General features: G+C 49.1%; 13 protein-coding genes. 12 read left to right on the forward strand and 1 reads right to left on the reverse strand.

What is annotated here, in order from left to right:
- Positions 1-6 precede the first annotated feature (6 nt).
- From yfmF to rny, 8 genes are all read left to right on the forward strand, one after another.
- The gene (gene yfmF, locus LHUE1_RS09870; RefSeq protein WP_049169081.1) at positions 7-1,269 is read left to right on the forward strand and encodes an EF-P 5-aminopentanol modification-associated protein YfmF; all 1,263 of its coding nucleotides are present in this window, start codon (positions 7-9) and stop codon (positions 1,267-1,269) included.
- Positions 1,266-2,561, forward strand: coding sequence for an EF-P 5-aminopentanol modification-associated protein YfmH (yfmH, locus tag LHUE1_RS09875; RefSeq protein WP_277848349.1), 1,296 nt, complete (start codon positions 1,266-1,268; stop codon positions 2,559-2,561). The genes yfmF and yfmH overlap by 4 nt, the downstream gene beginning before the upstream one ends.
- A complete protein-coding gene (ymfI, locus tag LHUE1_RS09880) occupies positions 2,558-3,286 on the forward strand; it encodes an elongation factor P 5-aminopentanone reductase (protein WP_049169079.1) in 729 nt (242 codons plus the stop codon). Before yfmH ends, ymfI begins: the two co-directional genes overlap by 4 nt.
- An 86-nt stretch (positions 3,287-3,372) precedes the next feature.
- A complete protein-coding gene (locus LHUE1_RS09885) occupies positions 3,373-4,311 on the forward strand; it encodes a helix-turn-helix domain-containing protein (RefSeq protein ID WP_049169078.1) in 939 nt (312 codons plus the stop codon).
- The gene (gene pgsA, locus LHUE1_RS09890; protein WP_025012513.1) at positions 4,308-4,901 is read left to right on the forward strand and encodes a CDP-diacylglycerol--glycerol-3-phosphate 3-phosphatidyltransferase; all 594 of its coding nucleotides are present in this window, start codon (positions 4,308-4,310) and stop codon (positions 4,899-4,901) included. Before LHUE1_RS09885 ends, pgsA begins: the two co-directional genes overlap by 4 nt.
- A 271-nt stretch (positions 4,902-5,172) precedes the next feature.
- A complete protein-coding gene (locus LHUE1_RS09895) occupies positions 5,173-6,414 on the forward strand; it encodes a competence/damage-inducible protein A (RefSeq protein WP_049169077.1) in 1,242 nt (413 codons plus the stop codon).
- A 54-nt stretch (positions 6,415-6,468) separates the two neighbouring features.
- Positions 6,469-7,512: a recombinase RecA gene (gene recA / locus LHUE1_RS09900; RefSeq protein WP_049169076.1), complete on the forward strand. Its 1,044-nt coding sequence runs from the start codon at positions 6,469-6,471 to the stop codon at positions 7,510-7,512.
- A gap of 601 nt (positions 7,513-8,113) precedes the next feature.
- On the forward strand, positions 8,114-9,685 hold the full coding sequence (gene rny / locus LHUE1_RS09905) for a ribonuclease Y (RefSeq protein WP_010489446.1): 1,572 nt from the start codon (positions 8,114-8,116) through the stop codon (positions 9,683-9,685).
- A gap of 145 nt (positions 9,686-9,830) precedes the next feature.
- Here rny and LHUE1_RS09910 read toward each other — a convergent pair whose 3' ends face one another.
- Positions 9,831-10,484 (reverse strand): YigZ family protein, encoded by a 654-nt coding sequence (locus LHUE1_RS09910; RefSeq protein ID WP_049169075.1) that lies wholly within the window; start codon positions 10,482-10,484, stop codon positions 9,831-9,833.
- A gap of 27 nt (positions 10,485-10,511) precedes the next feature.
- On the opposite strand from LHUE1_RS09910, the gene LHUE1_RS09915 reads away from it, so the two are divergent.
- From LHUE1_RS09915 to secA, 4 genes are all read left to right on the forward strand, one after another.
- Positions 10,512-11,774, forward strand: coding sequence for a DEAD/DEAH box helicase (locus LHUE1_RS09915; protein WP_049169074.1), 1,263 nt, complete (start codon positions 10,512-10,514; stop codon positions 11,772-11,774).
- Positions 11,775-11,931: 157 nt separating this feature from the next.
- Positions 11,932-12,450: a ComF family protein gene (locus tag LHUE1_RS09920; protein ID WP_025012517.1), complete on the forward strand. Its 519-nt coding sequence runs from the start codon at positions 11,932-11,934 to the stop codon at positions 12,448-12,450.
- Positions 12,451-12,574: 124 nt separating this feature from the next.
- Positions 12,575-13,132: a ribosome hibernation-promoting factor, HPF/YfiA family gene (gene hpf, locus LHUE1_RS09925; protein ID WP_277848350.1), complete on the forward strand. Its 558-nt coding sequence runs from the start codon at positions 12,575-12,577 to the stop codon at positions 13,130-13,132.
- 268 nt (positions 13,133-13,400) lie between these two features.
- A complete protein-coding gene (secA, locus tag LHUE1_RS09930; protein ID WP_039638826.1) occupies positions 13,401-15,764 on the forward strand; it encodes a preprotein translocase subunit SecA in 2,364 nt (787 codons plus the stop codon).
- Positions 15,765-15,952: the final 188 nt, after the last annotated feature.

Below are 15,952 nucleotides of genomic sequence, written 5' to 3' on the forward strand. Positions count from 1 at the left end.
GAGACTATGCAAAAAGAAATCAAGCCGGGCGTTTGGCTCATTGTTTTGCCAACGACCCAATTCAAAACAACACGCATTAATGTTCAGTTTTTGACGCCATTGCGGCGCGCGACGATCACCAAGCGCACTTTATTGACCAGTTTATTGGAAACAAATAGCAAGCAATATCCGACACAGGCGGCAATGGCGGCCCATCTAGAAGCACTGTATGGCGCTAACTTTAGTATTGGTGTTGCGCGGGAAGGCCGATTGCACCGGATCGGGGTCACAATGAGCACGGTCGATGATCGGTTTACGGATCAGCCATTGTTACCGCAAGCGGTCGCCTTTTTGCGGTCGGTTCTTTTTGCGCCAAATTTTCACAACGATCAATTCGATCAGGTGACCTTTGATCGGGAAAAAGAGAATCTGGATCATTATCTGGCTAGTTTGGATGATGATCGGCAGACGCAGGCCGTGTTGGGCGTCCAGCGCTTGTATTTTGGGGTTGATCCCGATCAGGCCATTCCGAGTTTTGGTACGCGGGAGGATTTAGCACCGCTGACGGCGGCAGATTTGACGGATTACTATCATCAGTTGATGAGTCAGGATCAGGTGATTATTACGGTTCTGGGGGATGTGCAGGAGCAGCAGGTGGAGAAGCTGTTTGCTGATTGGCCGCTGGCAGCGCGTGCCCGGACGATGCCGGCAATCGCCTTTGATCTGCCTCCGCACCCTGAAGTGCTGACCCAGACGAAAACTGTGGTGGCACAACAGGCCAAATTTGACTTGGCTTACCATATCACAACGGATTTGATGGGCCCCAAGTATACTGCTGCGCTAGTGGCTGAGGAATTATTTGGCGGGTCCAGCCTGTCGCTTTTATTCACCAATGTGCGTGAAAAAGCCAGCTTGGCTTATTACGCAAGCTCGATGTTAGACGCGTTTCGTGGCCTGATGTTGGTTCAAACCGGGATTGAAGGTAAAGCCCATGATCAGGTTGCCGACTTGATTCAGCAGCAACTGGCAGCGGTCGTTAATGGTGACTTTTCCGATAAGCTTTTGCAGTCGGTTAAAGACGGAATTTTGGATCATCAACGGGCAGCGTACGACAGCCCACGGTTTTTGACCAATCAGGCACTGTATCAGCTATTGGTGCCATATGCGCCTCAAGATTTTGAAAGCTTTGCGCGCCGTATTCAAGCGGTGGATCGCCAAGCGGTTCAGGAAGCAGCAGCCGGCATGCAACTTCAAGCCACATATTTTCTGACTGGGGAGGACAGCGAATGAAGACGCAATATTTTAGCGATGTTGACGAAACCTTGGTCACGACAACGCTGCCCAACGGTTTGCGACTGCAGGTCGTGCCGCGGCCGGCGTATCATAAAAGTTATGCAATTATGACCACGGACTATGGCGCGATCGATACACGATTTGCCCCAGATGGTAAGAAAATGGTCACTTACCCGGCCGGTATTGCGCATTTTCTAGAGCACAAACTTTTTGAAAAAGAAGACCATGATGCATTTGATCTTTTTGGTGAGACTGGGGCCTCGGCCAATGCATTTACCAGCGCAACCAAAACCAGTTTCCTGTTCTCGGCGACGACGCAGTTAACCAAGAATCTGCAGATTTTGCTGGATTTTGTTCAGGAACCGTTCTTCTCCGAAAGTTCGGTTGCCAAAGAACAGGGAATTATCGGCTCGGAAATTCAGATGTACCAAGACGATCCCGGCTGGCGTGTTTATGCTGGGCTGTTGGAAAATCTTTTTCCAAATCATCCGGCACACGTTGATGTGGCAGGAACTGCAGACAGCATCGCGCAGATCACACCGGAAATGCTTTATACGATTCACCGGATTTTTTATCAACCTAGCAATATGACGTTGGTGATTGTCGGCAATATTGATGCCACCGAAATCATTGACTTTGTTGCCGATAATCAGGCTAAGAAGCATTTCCCGGCACCACAGCCTATTGTGCGCGGCGTCGAGGCGGATTTACAAACAGCTGACATTATCCCTTATCGCGAGTTGAAAATGCCGGTTAGTCGGCCGAAAACGCTAGTGGGCTTCAAAGGCCAGGTAGCGATCCCACAGACAACGGAAGGGTGGCGGTATCAGCTGACCATCAGGCTGTTACTGGAAGTTTTATTTGGCGACTCATCCCAGCTATACCAGGAATGGTATGATCAGGGGCTAATTGATGATTCATTTGATTTTGACTTTACCAATCAGCGCAGTTTCAGTTACGGGCTTGTCGGCGGTGATACCGATGATCCTCAAGCGTTGAGTGCCGCCATTAAACAGGTTTTGCTGCATGCAACGGCGCAGTCTGATTTGACGAGCGAGCGAGTGGAACTGATAAAGCGGGCTTCGTTAGGCAAGTATTATGCGGGGTTGAATGGCCTGAATGGGGTCGCCAATCAATTGAGCGCCTTGAGTTTTGGCCAGGCACGGCTGTTTGATTTTCCGCAGATTTTGAACAGTATCAGCTTTGATGACGTCAAGGACCTGATTCCCCAAATTTTCCAATCTGACGCCTTAACGGTTTTGACCATGCTTCCGGAGGGTCAATCATGAGATCTGCACTGATTATTGGCGCTTCTGGTGATATTGGCCAGGCGGTCGCTGCAAAAATGGCGGCAGATGGCTGGTCGCTATATCTTCACTATTATCGTCACGAGAAAATCGTAACGGATCAGGTCAAAACCTTTCAGGCGGCCTATCCGCAGCAGGACTTTATTCCGCTCCAGTATGATCTGACCGATGATCAGCATTTAGACAAATTAACCGCGCAACTATTCAGCCTTGATGCGGTTGTTTTTGCTGCCGGGATGACTTATTATCATCTTTTCAAAGAAACGACCGTACCTGAAATGACGGCGTTGATGCGGGTGCATTTGTTGACGCCGATGGTGCTGTTAACCAAGGTGGAACATAAGCTGGCACAATCCGGACATGGCCGGGTGATTTTCATTGGTTCGGTTTACGGTGGAACCGGTTCGGCGATGGAAGTGGCTTATAGCACGGTAAAAGGAGCGCAAAGTGCGTTTGTCAAGGCTTATGCGCAAGAGGTAGCGAGCCTTGGCATCACCGTCAATGTCGTGGCTCCCGGCGCAGTGTCGACTAAAATGAATACGCAGATGTTTGATCAGTCATCGTTAGCCAAGGTCCGGGCCGAAATTCCGGCGGCTAGGTTTGCGACCCCGCAGGATATTAGTTACTATGTCACTATGTTAACTGCCGAAGATGCCGCTTACCTGACAGGCCAGACCCTTTACGTCACAGGTGGCTGGCGCATCTAGCAAACAAAGGATTTCTTAAGGCTTACAGATGGTTTTTCATGCTATACTAAAAATGGTTAATAAAAAATAGCGGGTGAAGAAAACATATGGATGAAATTGGGCAAAAATTACGGGACGCCCGGATTGAAAAGGGTTATACCATTGATGATCTGCAACAGATCACCAAAATCCAAAAACGCTATCTGATTGCTATCGAAGAAGGACATTTCGATGCGCTGCCAGGTGATTTTTATGTGCGTGCTTTCATCAAACAATATGCCGATACGGTCGGTCTTGATGGCGATGAGCTTCTAACGCAGTTCCAGCAGGATATTCCGGAACCACAGCCAAAAGAATATGCTGCTCAATCAGTTGAAAATAAGACGCGCGCAACCCGTGCTGAAGAAGCCAGTCCAGTCAACCGGTTGCGGCGTTATTTACCGCAAATTGCAGTGGCAGGGATTGTAGTTGTAGCGGTTATTGTCATTTATGCTGTGATGTTGATGTCACAATCAGGACCGAAGCAGACGATACCGGCAGATTCTGAAAGCGTTGCGGTTTCGTCTAAACGCAGTAGCGCAAAGTCATCAAAATCATCGAAGTCGTCAAAAGCGTCCTCAAAGTCCAGCAAGGCATCCGCTTCAAGCAGCTCCAAGCCATCTGAAAAAGCGTCCAAGCAGAAGAAAGAAAAGAGCGGTAAACTCGATATTTCTGTCGCAGCTGCTAATGGCGCAACACAGGCGGTTACGCTCAAAAATCTGCCGACTACCGGCAACAAGCTTACTTTAGGTGCTAAGGGAGCAACGGCATGGGTTTCAGTGATTGTCAATGGTACGACCACTTGGCAAGGATCCTTAACATCCGGCAATACGCAAGAAGTCTCACTACCGGATAACGCATCAACCTTCCAAGTCCGTTCTGGTAATGCAACGGCAACAACCATCAAACTGAATGGCAAAGACGTTGATATTTCAAACGGAACCAGCATCGTGCGGACAATCACCTTCACAAACAGTACCAGTGAAAGCGAGGGGTCCCAAGAATGAATCTTCCAAACAAGTTGACGTTGATCCGGATTTTCCTAATTCCGGTTTTTACGTTGTTGCTTGCGTTTAATTGGCCAGCGGGTTATCTGACCATTGCAGGAACCAAAGTGGCGGTCAGCTGGTTCATTGCACTGATTATTTTCATCATTGCGTCACTCACCGACTTTGCGGACGGCCATATTGCCCGCAGTCAACACTTGATAACCAACTTTGGCAAGTTTGCCGATCCATTGGCGGACAAGTTGTTAGTCATGACGGCCTTTATCTTTTTAACCGCTGCCGGCCAGATTCCGGCATGGGGAACGGCGATTATTCTTTGGCGGGAATTGGCCGTGACCGGCTTGCGGCTTCTGCTTTCCAATAAAGGCGAAGTTCTCGCGGCAGCGTGGCCCGGCAAGATTAAAACCAACACCCAGATGTTTGCGATCATTTTTCTGATGTTAAACAACGCGTGGTTTAACAACATCAATGTGCCATTCGCGTTGATTCTCTTCTACGTCGCCGTATTCTTCACCATCTATTCAGGCGTGGAATACTTCTACAAAAATCGCGCTGTCTTCGCCGATTCGTTTGGATCGAGTCATGAATAAGTTTGGTAAAAACCCAGGTCAGGTGATCTGGGTTTTTTAGTACGCAGATTTTTGCGCCAGTGTGGGCTATGTAAGCCGGTAGTAGGGGACCACACAGTCTTGTTGGCAAAGGCTGTTTTGTGCAATCGCAGGTAGTAAAATGGATTGTAAGCAAATAGCAGCGTTTTTAATGTGAGATGCGTCACGTTGCAATGGCCTTTATCCAGAAAATTTTGATTTGAAAAAGGGAAAAAAGAATTAAAGTCGAACTCTATTGTTAGGTGGGAAAGATATGCAGGCAGAAATTATTGCTGTCGGAACTGAAATTCTGATGGGACAGATTACTAATACTAATGGCGCCTATATGGCTAAACAGTTGGCCGCTTTAGGCATTGCCAGCTATCATCAACAGGTTGTCGGTGACAATGCGCAACGCCTGGCTGATGCGATCAGCTTAGCCGAAAAACGCAGTGACATTGTGATTTTGATCGGTGGTTTAGGACCCACACCAGATGACCTGACGAAACAAACGTTGGCGGCTCATCTGAATTTGCCGTTGGTTGAAGATGCGGACGCCATGGCAAAACTGGCGGCGCGGGTTAAACAACAGCAACGGCCGATGACGCCAAATAATAAGTTACAGGCGATGTATCCGCAAGGTGCTGATATATTGGTTAATCGCATCGGGCTGGCAGTCGGTGCCTGGGTCGAACAACACCAACATGCCTATGTACTACTGCCTGGGCCGCCTAAGGAATTTATCCCAATGGTTGATCATGAGCTATTGCCTCATTTGGCCAAGTATAGCGGCCATCATGAAGCTTTTGTCAGCCGCGTCATGCGCTTCTTTGGTGTTGGTGAATCACAATTGGTGACGGATTTGGGTGATTTAATTGCCAAGCAGACGAATCCGACACTGGCAACGTATATCAAGGATCATGAAGTGACCATTCGAGTGACGGCTAGTGGTGAGACCCAGACAGACGCTGAAGCAAAATTGGAACCGGTGATTCGCGCCATTATGGATCGCGAGGGACGTTACTTTTATGGTTATGGTGATGATAATAGCCTCGCTAAAGAGTTGGTCAAGGCATTAGCGGCGACCGACAAGCAAATAACGGCAGCGGAGAGCTTGACAGCCGGTGCGTTTCAGGCAGCTTTGGGGGATGTTCCCGGCGTCTCGAATTATTTCAAAGGCGGTTTTGTGACGTACGCCTTAGCCACTAAAGCAGCATTTTTGAATATTGATGCGCGTGAGTTAGCGGCTCATGGGGTAGTGAGTGAATTTACTGCCAAAGCAATGGCCGAGCATGCCCGTCAGCGGGCTGCGGCCGATATTGCAGTCAGTTTTACCGGCGTGGCAGGGCCCGACACACTGGAAGGCCAGCCAGCGGGGACAGTTTGGATCGGCTTGGCGCGGATGGGCCAGGCGCCGGTTGCACAGGTTTATCATTTTCCCGGTGGCCGCAATGATGTGCGCAAACGCGCGGTTATGACTGGCATGATGATCGCATTGAAGAGCTTGCGGGATTAATTTTCGGAACGATTGAAAAGTTGGAGAGGTAGCAATGACAGGGGGCGGCAGGAAGTGGCAGACACAGAACGACAAGAAGCGTTAGCAACAGCACTAAAAAAGATTGAAAAGAATTTTGGCAAAGGTGCCATCATGAAAATGGGGGACAAGGCTGATACGCGGGTTTCGGCCATTTCCAGTGGCTCACTTGCGATTGACGAAGTGCTTGGCGTTGGTGGGTTGCCACGCGGGCGGATTGTTGAGATGTACGGTCCTGAAAGCTCGGGGAAAACCACCGTTGCCTTGCATGCGGTGGCAATGGTGCAGCAGCATGGCGGAACCGCCGCGTATATTGATGCGGAAAATGCTATGGATCCTAAGTATGCGACCGCGCTGGGCGTCAATATTGATGAACTGTTGCTCTCTCAACCGGATACTGGAGAACAAGGGCTGGAAATTGCTGACGAATTGGTTGCTTCCGGAGCAATTGATATTCTGGTGATTGATTCGGTGGCCGCGCTGGTTCCGCAAGCCGAGATTGACGGCGATATGGGCGATGCACACGTTGGCCTACAGGCGCGACTGATGTCACAAGCGCTGCGGAAGCTGTCTGGCAACATCAGTAAGACGAAAACTATTGCCGTCTTTATTAACCAAATTCGTGAGAAAGTCGGCATCGTTTTTGGCAACCCAGAAATAACCCCGGGTGGTCGGGCATTAAAGTTTTATGCAACAGTGCGGCTGGAAATCCGCCGTTCCGAACAGATTAAAAACGGTGCTGAGATTATTGGCAATCGCACTAAAATCAAGGTCGTTAAAAATAAGGTGGCGCCGCCTTTTAAAGTAGCGATTGTGGATATTATGTATGGCCGCGGTATTTCGCAAAGCGGTGAACTCGTCGATATGGCGGTTGAAAAAGACATCGTTGAAAAGTCCGGGTCGTGGTATGCCTACCAAGGTGAGCGAATCGGCCAAGGACGCGAGCATGCCAAGGCTTATCTTGAAACTCATGAGGAAATGCGTAAAAAGATTGAGGGGCAGGTGCGTGAGGCATACGGAATGCCGTTAAACCAGGTGATTGAAGTGGAAGATCCGGATGTATCGGCGCGAGCTTCCTAAATAGCGGTGACTTGGTAAGTGATTCGGAAGTTGAATAGTGAGATCTAAATTGTACAGACACTAGCTGGCGGGGTTCAGGTTAGTGTCTTTTTGTTTTGTGCTTGGAGGTGAGGGCATAAGGAGTGTGGGGCAATCCGGTTCCAAAACGCGCTCGCAGTCGCAGAAATCTACGTGTAAGGACATCAAGCCTAAATGGCTAAAGACCGATTCATGATTTGTTATAGAGGACGATGATTGGCCGATACTGCTCGGAAACGCGTTCACAGGCCCAGAAACCTGCGTGTAAGGACTTCAGCCCTAAATGGCTAAAGACCGATCCGTGACTTGTTATAGAAGATAACTACTGGCCGATGCTGCATGGAAACGCGTTCGCTGGCGCAGGAGCCTGCGTGTAAGGACCTTGGTCGCAATGGCCAAAGACCGGCCATCACGCCCAAGGCCGCTTACACTCCAGCTCCTAAACGCGCCAGCTCACGCTCTTGCCCTGTTGACACCTTCATTGCCAGCACGTAAACTGATAGAGGTGTAATAATTTAAAAAAGCATCAAAGATTTTGATCAACAAGATGATTGAATCGCTTAGATGATGCGGAGGTGAAATGATGAGTTCAGTAACACTGGTCTCAATAACCCTCGCAGCAGTCATCGCTTTAGCGGTCGGTTTATTGATCGGATTTGCACTTCAAAAGAAGCTCCACCAGAACAGTTTGGATCGAGCGACGCAGACAGCAGAAGGTATCATTGAGGCCGCTAAAAAAGAAGCAGCGACTTTAAAAAAAGAGAAACTGCTAGAAGCAAAAGATGAGAATCATCGCTATCGAACCCAACTTGAAGATGAATTGAAAGATCGGCGGGCGGAAGTCCAGAAGTCGGAACATCGACTGAATCAGCGGGAAGATACTCTGGATCGGCGTGATGATACGCTCGATCGTAAAGAGCAGAGTCTTGCTGACCGAGAAGCAAATTTGAACAAGCGGCAGCAACAGTTAGATGAACGTGAACAAGATATCTCTTCAGAAATCAGCAAACAACAGACGGAGCTTGAACGAATTGCCGAGTTAACGCATGAACAGGCTCGGACTCAGATCCTTGATGAAACGCAATCGGAATTGACGCATGAACGCGCTGTTATGATCAAAGAAAGTGAAGATGAAGCTAAGGAAGCTGCGGATAAGAAAGCCAAGGTACTGATCGCGGATGCTATCCAGCGCAGTGCTTCGGATATCGTTGCAGAAACAACGGTTACCGTAGTGAACTTGCCTAATGACGACATGAAAGGCCGAATTATTGGTCGTGAAGGTCGCAATATTCGGACGCTTGAGACTTTGACGGGTATCGACTTGATTATTGACGATACCCCACAAGCCGTCGTTTTGAGCGGTTTTGATCCGATCCGGCGAGAGATCGCCCGGATCGCTTTGGAGAAGCTCATTCAAGATGGTCGGATTCATCCGGCACGCATTGAAGAAATGGTTGATAAAGCACGCAAAGAAATGGATGACCGTATCCGAGAAATTGGTGAACAAGCCATTTTTGACGTGGGCATTCATAACATGCATCCTGATCTGATTAAGATTTTGGGTCGGTTGCATTTTCGGACAAGTTATGGCCAGAATGTCCTGGATCATTCGATTCAGGTTGCAAAGCTGGCCGGTGTCATGGCTGCTGAATTAGGAGAAGATGTTACCTTAGCAAAACGTGCGGGGTTATTACATGATATTGGTAAGGCACTCGATCACGAGGTAGACGGATCTCACGTTGAAATCGGGGTTGAGCTGGCAACAAAGTACAAGGAACCAAAGACGGTCATTAACGCCATTGCATCCCATCATGGTGACGTTGAGCCGACCAGTGTCATTTCGGTGCTGGTCGCCGCCGCTGATGCTATTTCCGCCGCTCGCCCAGGCGCACGGTCGGAATCGCTTGAAAATTACCTGCATCGCTTAGAAAAACTGGAAGCCATTGCCAACAGTCATGCTGGCGTTGATCACAGTTTTGCGATTCAGGCTGGTCGCGAAGTACGCGTGATTGTTCAACCGGAAAAGCTCTCTGATGACCAGAGTGTGATTTTGGCACGGGACATTCGCAATGAAATCGAAAAAGAATTAGAGTATCCGGGTCACATCAAAGTTACCGTGATTCGTGAAACCCGAACCGTTGAATATGCTAAATAAACACGCGGTGAGCCAACGCTAGTGATTGGATGCTGGGTGTCGCGTCAAAAAGATCCGCAAGATGAGCTTGTCTTGCGGATCTTTTTGTCCCCGATTAACGGCTGGTTTGCTGACGATTTTTTGAGTCACGATCTGTCCGCGACCGTCATTCCCTATTTTGGGCAAATGGATATGGTGCTTCGCGATACTCACTCTGACCGATTGTCGGTGAAAACTGACCATTCAAAAAATCATTAATCAACGCTAATGAAGCCTCTAGTTGGTCTTCATCCAAGTACAGCGTCATGGTGACCTTCACGCCGTAATCAATTTTGGCAATGGTGAGGTGATGGGTGGTCAAAAAGTGTTGTAGCGGTTCAAGATCGGCGTAAGGGATCTGGAATGTAACCGTTTTTTGCTTGATGCGCGCCACAATGCCAATGGTTTCAATGGCGTTGTTGACGTTGCCGGCATAGGCGCGAATCAGTCCGCCGGCACCAAGTTTGATGCCGCCAAAATAGCGGGTCGTGACGGCTACCACGTCGCGGATGTCGTGGTTCAGCAAACCCTCCAGCGTAGGACTTCCGGCGGTTCCGGAAGGCTCGCCGTTGTCACTTGCCCGCTGAATCTGACTTTCATTGCCGAGTACATACGCATAGACATTGTGATTGGCTTTGGCATTTTCGTGGCTGATTTGGTCAATGATGGTTTTGGCTTCATCCTCGCTTTGGATGCGGGCTAAGTGGGTGATGAAGCGCGATTTTTTGATGATCCGGGTGTAATTTCCCGTTTCTTTAATAGTGAGATATGGCTTGGTCATGCGTAATCTCCTTTTGAGGTGATAAAAATGGATCTTGCTGGGGCACAACTCACCCAAGCTGAACTGGCGCGGTTGGCTGTCTCTAATATAGCACAGGCCACCGTGGTACCGGCATTGGTTAAAGATAAGGGTCATTGGTGCTGTCAGCGGTGTCGCAGCCAGTTGCCCGTGGCATTGCCGGATGGCCGCTTCTATTGTCCGGAATGCGTGACGCTGGGACGATTGACTGACCGGGATAGCCTTTATCGATTTGACCAACCACATCAGCCAGTTGGAGACGGTCGACTGACTTGGCATGGTACACTCACGCCTGACCAGCAAGCGGCTTCGGATGCGTTAATGGCGAGTGTGACGGCTGGCCGCGATCATCTCATCTGGGCAGTCACCGGTGCAGGGAAAACCGAGATGCTATTTCCAACTGTGGCCCGTCTGATCCAGCAACAACAACGCGTTGCGATCGTTTCGCCGCGAATTGATGTTATCCGAGAACTGGCGCCACGATTTCGGGCAGCATTTGCAACGACACCGATCACCGTACGCTATGGCGGGCATTTTGATCAGACCGATAGTGACTTGCTATTGGCGACGGTGCACCAGTTGTTGCGATTTTATCAGGCGTTTGACCTGATTGTTGTTGATGAGGTCGATGCGTTCCCCATGAACGGCACGCCAATGTTGCATCAGGCCGTTCAGCAGGCACGCCGCGGATCAGTGGCATATTTAACCGCAACGCCGGATCGGGTGTTGAAAAAAGCGTTGCACAACGGTCTGGGTGTTAGCAGGCTGTTTCGCCGATTTCATGGGCATCCCTTACCTGTTCCGACTATTCGATTGATGAATCTGCAAAAAGTGCCACGCCAACTTCCGACTGCCATGATCACATGGATTCGCCAAGTGCTTGCAACGGACCGGATTTGTCTGTTATTCGTACCAAAAATCAGCTGGGCAGAACAAGTCGCCGACGTGCTTCGCCAACTGGGTTTAAAAACTGCTGGGGTAGCCAGTACCGATCCACAGCGGGCGGAAAAAGTCATGGCATTTCGGCAACGGCAACTCGATGTTTTGGTCACGACCACCATTTTAGAACGAGGGGTGACGGTCACCCAGTGTGCAGTGGGGGTGATTGCAGCCGCAGATCGGGAATTTTCGGCCGCGGCGTTGATTCAGATTGCGGGCCGTGCCGGACGGGCGGCGGACAGCCCAGATGATCCGGTCGTATTCTTTACGGATCGCTATACGCTGGCGTTATTGGCCGCTAAACGCCAGATTGTGATGATGAACGGAAGGTGATTGTATGCGTTGCATCGGATGTGATCGACCCACCGACCGCGGTTTGCAACTGACGACTTTATTTGCGCATGGACCACTGCTGGCACCGAGATTATGCCACAGTTGTTTAAGTCGCTTTTGCCCGATTACCGGGGAGACCTGTGCCGGATGCGGGCGAATGCAGCCTACCGAGCAACTCTGTTCGGATTGCCGCAAGTGGGAACGCCAAGGAACGCTCTTACATAATCGGGCGTTATTTGCATATGATGCTAGCATGAAAGCGTGGATTTACCAGTATAAAGGGCTTGGCGATTACCGACTGCACGTGGCGTTTCAGGATCTGATCGCGGCGCGTTTGCGGCATGCTACTGCGCTCGTGCCGATTCCAAGTGAGCCGAAGCACTTTGAGCTGCGTGGCTTTGATCCGATTCTCGGTTTATTTGGCTGCTTACGATTGCGGCCGTGGTTGCGTAAAACGGCCACCGAGCGACCACAAGCCCAAAAGACCCGACAGGAACGCCTGAAGACACCGCAAAGTTTTCATGTTCTGGTGCCGGAACAGACGTTGAACCGGGTTCGGCAAATCACACTGCTCGATGATTTGTATACGACTGGACGGACTTTATACCATGCACGCGATGCATTGGTGGCAGCCGGTTTTAAAGGAACAATTGACGCGTTGACATTAATTCGCTGAATTGCGGCTTTTGTTGTGTCTGACTGCAACATTCGGGTATAATGAAATTGAAGATTGGAAGGGTTTTATCCCAGCCAATCAGCGTGTAAGCATTTGGTTACACGCAGGAAAGGGGAGAAGTTTTATGCTCACATACAATGTTCGTGGCGAAAACATCGAAGTCACCGAAGCCATCAGAAATTACGTGGAGAAGCGAATTAGCAAACTGAACAAGTTCTTCGGAGGTTCAGTCACTGCGACGGCGCACGTCAATTTGAAGGTTTATCCGGATAAGACAGCTAAAGTCGAAGTGACGATCCCACTCTCGTTTTTGACCCTGCGTGCGGAAGAAACCAGTCCTGATTTATACGCCAGCATTGATCTTGTAACTGATAAGCTGGAGCGGCAGGTTCGCAAGTTCAAGACGAAGATCAATCGTAAATCCCGTGAAAAAGGCTTTGGGCAAATTGATGTTGATACCAGTGCACCAGCTGAGCCAAAGCCAGCCGAAGATGATGATAATCTGACGGTGGTACGGACAAAGCGAGTTTCATTAAAGCCAATGGATTCGCAGGAAGCCATTTTGCAAATGGATATGCTGGGCCACAACTTCTTCGTTTTCGAAGATGCCGATACAAATGGTACGAGCATTGTTTACAAGCGTCGTGATGGACGTTACGGCCTGATCGAAACCAACGAATAAATAAATACCCTTTAAACAAAAACAAGGCTGCTGATTTGCCGGCAGTCTTGTTTTTGTTTGGTAAGCGCGGCAACCATTTGCTTTCATTGGCTGGCATTAAGTTTGGTGGCATTCATGTTCTGGGCATCACGACTGAGTTAAATAACCGAAAATGTCATCATGGTATTTTCAATCTCCCCGTGAAAATGTTAAGATGTTACAATGTATCAATGTTAGAATGATTAAAGTGTGTTAGATTCACGAGGTTTCGACAGAGAGGAATCCATTTATGGCCAATATTCTTAGAAAATGGGTCGAAAGCGATAAGCGAGAGATCGGTCGCCTCGGCAAAATCGCTGATCAGGTTCAGCGCTATGAAGATGAATATGCAGCATTATCTGATGAACAATTAAAAGCAAATACCCAGAAATTTAAAGATCGGCTTGCAGCAGGCGAAACTCTGGACGATATTTTACCAGAAGCTTTTGCAACTGCTCGTGAAGGTGCCAAGCGGGTTTTGGGACTGTTCCCGTTTCGGGTTCAGATTATCGGTGGCATCGTGTTACACGAAGGTAATATTGCGGAGATGAAAACCGGTGAAGGTAAAACTTTGACCGCTACCATGCCCGTTTATTTGAATGCCTTAACTGGTAAAGGCGTGCACGTTGTTACGGTTAACGAGTACCTATCCACCCGTGATGCCACGGAAATGGGCGAGTTGTACAACTGGCTTGGCTTGAGTGTTGGGCTGAATCTCAACTCCAAGAACAGCGATGAAAAGCGCGAAGCTTACAATTGCGACATTACCTATTCAACCAACAGTGAACTTGGGTTTGATTACCTGCGGGATAACATGGTTGTTTACAAGGAACAAATGGTTCAGCGTCCGTTGAATTTTGCCATTGTCGATGAGGTGGATTCCATCTTGATCGATGAAGCGCGGACACCGTTGATTATTTCCGGTGGTGCTGAAAAGACAACCGGGCTCTATATTCGGGCTGATCGGTTTGTGAAGACGCTGAAAGCCGATACCGATTACAAGATCGACTGGCCGACCAAGACCATTTCCCTGACAGAAAGCGGCATCCGCAAAGCCGAAAAGAACTTTGGCTTGGACAACTTGTATGACACGGAAAATACTGCGTTGACCCATCATATCGATCAAGCCTTGCGCGCTAATTATATTATGCTCAAGGATATCGATTATATGGTTTCCAACGGCGAAGTTCTGATTGTCGACCAGTTTACCGGTCGTGCGATGGAAGGCCGGCGTTATTCGGATGGCCTACATCAGGCGATTGAAGCTAAAGAAGGCGTTCAGATTCAAGATGAAAATAAGACGATGGCCAACATCACTTATCAGAATTTCTTCCGGATGTATAACAAACTGGCCGGGATGACAGGGACGGCGAAGACCGAACAAGAAGAATTCCGTGAAATTTACAACATGGAAGTTATTTCGGTGCCGACCAATAAGCCGGTCATTCGGGTTGATTCGCCTGATGTTCTTTACCCGACATTGGATGCCAAGTTCAATGCCGTTGTTGAAGACATTAAAGAACGCCACAAGAAGGGCCAGCCAATTCTGGTCGGGACCGTTGCGATTGAATCGAGCGAACGGTTGAGCAAGCAGCTTGATGAAGCCAAAATTCCGCACACTGTTTTGAATGCGAAAAACCATTTTAAAGAAGCAGAGATTATCATGAATGCCGGCCAGCGGGGCGCGGTTACGATCGCGACCAACATGGCTGGACGTGGTACCGATATTAAATTAGGACCCGGCGTGACCAAATTAGGCGGGCTTGCTGTCATCGGGACTGAGCGCCACGAAAGCCGCCGGATTGACAACCAGTTGCGTGGCCGTTCCGGTCGACAAGGTGATCCGGGTTCAACGCAGTTTTATTTGAGTCTTGAAGATGATTTGATGAAGCGTTTTGGTTCTGAACGCATCAAAGCCATGCTGGATCGATTCAAAGTGGCTGATGATGATCAGGTCATCCAAAGCCGCATGATTTCCCGGCAAGTCGAATCTGCCCAGAAGCGGGTTGAAGGGAACAACTACGATACCCGCAAGAATACCTTGCAATACGATGACGTGATGCGTGAACAGCGCGAAGTCATCTACAAGCAGCGGCAGCAGATCATTGATGAAAACGAGACGCTGAAGCCAGTCTTGATGGCGATGATCAATCGTACGATTACCAGGATTGTTCAGACCCACACGCAAGGCGAGCAGAAAGACTGGAATCTGGATGCGCTGTATGCGTGGATCACCGCGAACATGGTTGATCCGGAGAAATTCAAGCGCAGCGAACTGGATGGCAAGTCACAGGATGAGCTGATTGGTTTGCTGGCAGATCTTGCGGAAACAAACTTCAAACAAAAGAATAAGCAACTCGGCGATGACGCCCAGATGCTTGAATTTGAAAAGGTTGTTATCTTGCGGGTTGTTGACTCGGCTTGGACCGATCACATTGATGCCATGGATCAGCTACGTCAGTCCATTGGCTTGCGTGGTTACGGTCAAATGAATCCGTTAGTTGAATATCAAGAAGAAGGCTATCGGATGTTTGAAGAAATGATTGCCTCAATTGACGATGACGTTACCCGGCTGTTCATGAAAGCCGAAATCCGGCAAAATATTCGCCGTTAACAATGAACAGACGCCCCGGCACTGCAATTTTGACTTGCGGTACTGGGGTGTTTTGGGGATAGCGGTAGAAAAACGATAGTCAAGCAGTTGGTTTTTAACCGTGCTGGCTCACCATAACGCGTTCGGTGGCGCAGAAGCCTGCGTGTAAGGACCTTGAGCGTAATGGCCAAAGACCGGGCCATTACGCT

This window comes from Lacticaseibacillus huelsenbergensis, assembly GCF_029726355.1.
Classification (GTDB): Bacteria; Bacillota; Bacilli; order Lactobacillales; family Lactobacillaceae; genus Lacticaseibacillus; species Lacticaseibacillus casei.